The organism is Bacillus sp. JJ1532, from assembly GCF_036965085.1.
GTDB lineage: Bacteria > Bacillota > Bacilli > Bacillales > Cytobacillaceae > Cytobacillus.
Genome location: NZ_JBALOW010000099.1, coordinates 1 through 5,791 on the forward strand (window position 1 = coordinate 1; position 5,791 = coordinate 5,791).

The 5,791-nt window shown below is 36.7% G+C and carries 7 protein-coding genes; 6 read left to right on the forward strand and 1 reads right to left on the reverse strand.

Annotated features, from left to right (window positions below; genetic code table 11):
- Positions 1 to 278 precede the first annotated feature (278 nt).
- From V7122_RS23230 to V7122_RS23245, 4 genes are all read left to right on the forward strand, one after another.
- A complete protein-coding gene (locus V7122_RS23230) occupies positions 279 to 1,220 on the forward strand; it encodes an LCP family protein (protein WP_438824016.1) in 942 nt (313 codons plus the stop codon).
- A gap of 106 nt (positions 1,221 to 1,326) precedes the next feature.
- Positions 1,327 to 1,728 (forward strand): hypothetical protein, encoded by a 402-nt coding sequence (locus tag V7122_RS23235; RefSeq protein WP_335529510.1) that lies wholly within the window; start codon positions 1,327 to 1,329, stop codon positions 1,726 to 1,728.
- Positions 1,725 to 2,654 (forward strand): CobW family GTP-binding protein, encoded by a 930-nt coding sequence (locus V7122_RS23240; protein ID WP_335353655.1) that lies wholly within the window; start codon positions 1,725 to 1,727, stop codon positions 2,652 to 2,654. The genes V7122_RS23235 and V7122_RS23240 overlap by 4 nt, the downstream gene beginning before the upstream one ends.
- Before the next feature lie 112 nt (positions 2,655 to 2,766).
- On the forward strand, positions 2,767 to 3,585 hold the full coding sequence (locus V7122_RS23245; protein ID WP_335529512.1) for a hypothetical protein: 819 nt from the start codon (positions 2,767 to 2,769) through the stop codon (positions 3,583 to 3,585).
- 321 nt (positions 3,586 to 3,906) lie between these two features.
- Here V7122_RS23245 and V7122_RS23250 read toward each other — a convergent pair whose 3' ends face one another.
- Entirely contained in the window at positions 3,907 to 4,146 is a 240-nt protein-coding gene (locus V7122_RS23250; protein ID WP_335529515.1) for a DNA alkylation repair protein, read from the reverse strand.
- Between the two features lie 112 nt (positions 4,147 to 4,258).
- Here V7122_RS23250 and V7122_RS23255 point away from each other — a divergent pair, with 112 nt between their 5' ends.
- Both V7122_RS23255 and V7122_RS23260 read left to right on the forward strand, forming a co-directional pair.
- A complete protein-coding gene (locus V7122_RS23255; RefSeq protein WP_335529518.1) occupies positions 4,259 to 4,537 on the forward strand; it encodes a hypothetical protein in 279 nt (92 codons plus the stop codon).
- 64 nt (positions 4,538 to 4,601) lie between these two features.
- Positions 4,602 to 5,585, forward strand: coding sequence for a YncE family protein (locus V7122_RS23260; RefSeq protein ID WP_335529521.1), 984 nt, complete (start codon positions 4,602 to 4,604; stop codon positions 5,583 to 5,585).
- The last annotated feature ends 206 nt before the right edge of the window (positions 5,586 to 5,791 follow it).

A 5,791-nucleotide genomic window follows, 5' to 3' on the forward strand; every position in this document is an offset into this window, starting at 1 on the left:
CTGTGTTCCTATAATCGGGCCTTTACGGGCTGTTGATCCCCACTTAGAAATTTATGTTTTACTCAACTTCTTGAAGTGGGGGTCTTACTGCCCGTTAATCTGCGATAATTTTGTAAAAAGCACTTTCAGCTGAAAGTGCTTTTTTGCATTAGAAAAACACACCGGGTATAGAAACATCGCTTCCATCCAACAATTAAATTAAGGCAGTCTAAGATTTTGCTCCCTTTATTTTTTAAAAAAAATAAATCATAAATAGATGCTCCATGTAAAGAGGTGATGTGTTGATTAAACGATGGTTCATTTTATTTCTCATTTGTGGTGGGCTAACTGCGTGTACATCCTTTTCCTCTGAAAGAAATCATAAAGAAGATGATCTTCCCAAACCGAAGAATGTTATAGAAAAAGTAATTGAAAAAAACATTCCATCTATACCGCCAGAGCCATTAAAAATGGCAAAAGAGCCAAAGAATTTTTTATTAATTGGCGTTGATAGCAGGAGAGAAGGAAATTCACGTTCTGATACGATTATGCTTGCTCGGTATGAGCCAGTTAATAAAAAGATTAAACTTGTTTCCTTGATGAGAGATAGTTATGTGAAAATTCCAATTCATCCATTGACCTATAGCAAGCTCAATCATGCATATTCTCTCGGAGGAAAGGACTTGCTTAAACAAACGGTTGAACAAAACTTTGGAGTAACCATTGATCATATTGCCGTCATTGATTTTAAAGGATTTATTAGCATAATGAACACAATTGCCCCTGATGGTCTTGAGGTTGAGGTTTCTCAAGCGATGATTGACGATATGAATTTAAGTGTAAAGCCAGGAAAGCAAAAACTTCACGGTGAAGAGCTTCTTTCCTTCGTAAGATTTAGGCATGATGAAATGAGTGATTTTGGAAGGGTGAATAGACAGCAGGAGGTTCTCATTTCATTAAAGGATCAGGCCATTAAACAATTTGCAACGATTGATGGAATAGCAAAATTCCCAGAAATGATTAAGCACACGATGCATTATGTAGAAACAGACTTGAAGTTCGATGATGCCTTTTCTCTCGGTGCCAGCTTTCTGTTAAATCCGGTTAATGATGTTCAAACATTAAGAGTACCCATTTCCAACAGTTTTGAAAATAAACAATATCGGCATGCAGGATCTGTTTTACAATTGGATTTTATGGAAAATGAAGAAGCGATTAAGGATTTTTTACATGAAAAATGAGAAAGCGGGCTCATGCCCGTTTTCTTATTTCCGGGTCGTTACAATTGTAACGTTCAAGAAAATCAGATAAAATGTGTCTTTAGGCATAGTGTGAAGAGGTGATTTCTTGAAACAAATTGTTCACCTAAATGAACAGATTAGACAAGAGGTAGCTAGGATTGAGGAACAGTGCGAAAATTTAGGAAGAAAGCTTCAAGGAAAATATGAAGACGATTTTCGTATACTGACTGAATCGTTAATGATTGAGCTTATACGTGAAAAAAAAGGAATATCTGCGTCAAAGGAAGATCTATTTTTAGATAGCTATAACTCTTATTTAGAAATAGGTGTAGAAAAAAATGGGGTATATTATCCTAATGGCTATATTCCTATTTGGAAATGCAAGATGGAAATGTTTCACCCAGTAGGCTATTTAATAAATTTAAACATGAGTTCTTTAGAGAAGAAATTGCAAAAGATGATCGTAGAAATATATGAGGATCATAGGAGAGAGCGGGAAGATACATGATTAAGACGGATATATATGTATTGGCAGGGTTTTTGGGCAGCGGGAAAACAACCTTATTAAAGCAGTTATTAATCGAGGAAAAGAAGCAAAATCGAAAAGTAGCAGTCATGATGAATGAGCTTGGAAAGGTATCAATTGATTCAGACGCAATTGAAGAGGATGTTCCACTTAAAGAACTGCTGGATGGATGTATTTGCTGCTCCATTCAAGATAAGTTAGAGGCTCAGCTTCAGGGGCTGCTAATGGTTGAAAAACCAGAGGTTATTTATATAGAAGCAACAGGTGCGGCACACCCAGTTGAGGTATTAGATGCAGTACTCTCGCCGTTATTCGCAGATAAAATCCATGTAAAAGGTATTATATCAGTAGTTGACGGTATGAGGTGGCTTAACAGGAAAACATTGGGTCCTCAAGTACAGCAATTATTAATGGAACAAGTCAGGCACGCTGATTTAATTCTGTTAAACAAAACTGATGTCTTAACTGAAGCAGAGCAAGCAAAACTATCAATGGAAATACAGGCACTAAATTCTCATGCTTTTTCCGTGTTAACTGCATTCTCAAAAGTACCTATCGAGTATATAAAGAATTTGTCATTTAGTACAAAAGATAAACCGGCGAATTCCCATGTAAAGAAGGAATTAAAGTTAAGCTCTTATGTTTATAAGTTTGAAAAGCCGGTGGATCAAGGTGAATTTGAAAACTTTTTAAGAAATCTTCCTGATACGATGTACCGGATAAAAGGGTATATTAAATTTTCTTATTCGAAATATCCTTTTCTCTTTCAATTTTCATACGGCATGCCTGTCTATTTGCAGGAAAATATGAATATGCCCCTTAACTTAGTTTTTATCGGTGAAAAGATAAATTGGCAGGAGATAGAAAGCCAGTTGGAAATATTAGAGAAAAAAGAATCAAGCTCCTAATGAAATCGTGTGATCAACACGATTTTTTGTATGAAAATGAATACATGGGTCGATTTTTTGGAAGACTTTCTTAGAGGAATAAGAAATTAAACTAAGAAATTGAGTGGAGAAAATGAAATTTTTCATTGCATTTCTACTGTTTTTATCTGCTTGTACCTATGATACAAATGTTCAGGCAAATGAAAACATGGTGGGACATCAAATCGAAATGCTCCCGTGGGATCAGGTTAATAAGATTTTGCCTAAGTACTCAAAGTTCACCGTCTTGGATGTAGAATCAGGTAAAAAGTTTAAAGTACAAAGAAGAGCTGGCAGTCATCATGCCGATGTTCAGCCATTAACATCAAATGAAACAAAAGTAATGAAGGAAATCTATAATGGAAAATGGAGCTGGAAGAGGAGAGCGATAATCGTTATTCATAAAGGACAATGGATTGCAGCCTCCATGCATGGGATGCCTCACGGTGCTGGTGCTTTGCAAAATAACTTTCCTGGTCACTTTTGTATTCATTTTCATGGCAGTACGACACATCGGACAAACTTTATGGATCTATCGCATAAATTAATGATATTAAAAGCAGCTGGAAGGCTTAAGGAATACGCTGGCAATGCGGACCCTTATGAAATAATCAGTGCTTATATAGCAGGGTATAAACAGCAGGATGCTAGCATCGTATCTGCCTTTTCGCTGCAGGAAACGAAAGGGAAAGGCAATCTCAAGAAGATTGAAAATATTAATTTGAACAGGATGGCCATTTTACCTGTCGAGGATCTAGCTAATGAATTAAACATCGAAGTACCTGTAGAAATAGATATGATCATTCACAATAAAGGAAGAAAGAGCTTTAATGGAAACATATATTTAGTGCGATTTTCACATGCAGATGCATGGAAAATAGATACACTTCGGTTTATGCAGGATATACAATAAAAAACTTGAGATTTTCTCAAGTTTTTTCTGTCTAGCTCCAGCGCCTACCCCCGCCGTACAGGACGTACTAGTGTCGACAATGCGACAGGACAAGGAAGGCTTCGGAAGCGTAATCATCGCACGACCAAAAGTGAAGCTTTTGGGAGGACGTCGCGTTTTTGTCGACCTCGAGGTCACAAGCCAATCCTGAAAGGTAGAGCTCACCTTTCCGGGAGGCTCGTCTTGTGCTTGTCGGGGGTGGACACAAAGGAAAGCTTCTGCGAATATTCTTCGCAGGAACATTTGCCCTTTGATGTTCCGAAGGCGCTTCTACTTTTCTAATTATCTTTCCCCAAATTTAATAAACGTTCTTTCATCTTCTACTAATCCGCAGGAACCGCATTGTACTTTAATTTCTGGTCCTTTGTATGCCATATGGAAAGGGCTTAAATTGTCGTTTGTAAATTCTTCAACAATTTCTCCTGTGTGCGGGTCGAGTTTAACGGATTGCGGAACCTGTCTAATAATATTAAAACGGCTCCGATTTGTTTTACAATTTGGACAGCAATATGGTGTACTCAACTTAATTTATCTCCCTTCAACATTATTTTAACTATTTTTTGCATATCCGATTTTTTTTATGTAAAAATGGAATGATAAAGACCTATTATTAAAATTAGATGGTGATGTAATCATGTATTATCAAAATTTATTAGATGAATATCGAAAGTTATGGAAAAATCGTTCCCTTTTAGCTGACGAGTCTGCGGAATTAATATTAAAAGAAGCTATTGTCAGGGAGCTGAAGGATGAAAACGCTCATCCTAGAGTGCGAAAATCATTAATGGAAAAGTATCATATGGCAACAAAAAGAATCATCGAATCAGAGCTATCTGACCAAAGTAAAATCGCTTTAATTCAATTGCATCTAGAGCTGACGGAGTTTACAAAAAGCGTCCAATCATCAAAATGAACTTCACAAATTAAACACATATAGGCCATATAATATGGAAAAAAGGTTAAAAGAGGAGAAGCCTGTGCCTATATTATTCCGATTTTTGATTATATTTGTGACAGCAATATTATTATCTTCATGCACGAATCAAAAATTTCAGCCTATTGAAGAAGATCTTTCTATTGCTGCAACTGTCAATATTAAGGATATGTCTGTTTCTTTCATTAACATAGAGAATATGAAAAAGCTTTCCGATTGGAAGCTAAAAAAGCCCTATACAGGTGCCGTTATTTTTCCAGATGGAGATACAATTATACTATTTGGAAAACAGGTTGAGACAGTTGATTTATTTTCTTTAAAATCCGGAAAAAAGATTGATAGCTGGAAAACAGGCAAAGGAATTGTCAATGGGGTGCTGCTTCAAACAAATTCCTATATTGCGTTAGTGGATCAAAATCTTGCTAAAATCAGATTATTTGATATGAATGGTGAAGAGAAATCGCAAATTAGGACGGAAAATAATCCATTAACCATCCTTGAATCAGAAAAGGATAAAAAACTATATGTATTAAGTTTCAGTAAGGAAAAACTAACAGTGGTTGACTTGAATAACACAAAAAATGTTTCAAGCTATCATATACACCCAGCAGCTGCAGGGGCATGGCTAAATGATAATCGGAATGAGCTTTGGATTGGAGGACATGGTGCGGGTGCCGTGGTTGAAAAGGATATTCATGTGTACAATTCAGAAACGGCCGAGTTAATTTACAAAATCCCGGCCCCAACGATGCCTGTGAATTTTTTGGAATTTAATCATCATGTATTTGCACTAAGCCACGGGACAAGCATGCTTTACAAATTAAATATGGAAGGAAAAGTAGTCAATTCTAAAGTAATTGGTGCAAATCCTTTTGAAATGGCTTTACTCGATCAGTTTTTAATGATAGCTGGTTATGACAGCAATGATATTCATATTGTAGATCCGGAAAATCTAGACATAATCAAAACAATCCCCGTGGGGAAGGGACCTTTTCAAATTTTGATAAGAAAAGCGGGAGCGCCTTGAACTGGGGCTTCGAGTGAGAAAATCATGTTCGAAAGTCGTTAAGAGGGTATGATAACGTCCATTGCCACGGAAACTCATGGTTAAAGGTAGTTAAGAGGGGTTTATAACGCTCTTCGACACGGAAACTCATGGTTAAAGGTAGATAAGAGGGGTTTATAACGCTCTTCGCCACGGAAACCCATGGTTAAAGGTAGTTAAGAGGGGTT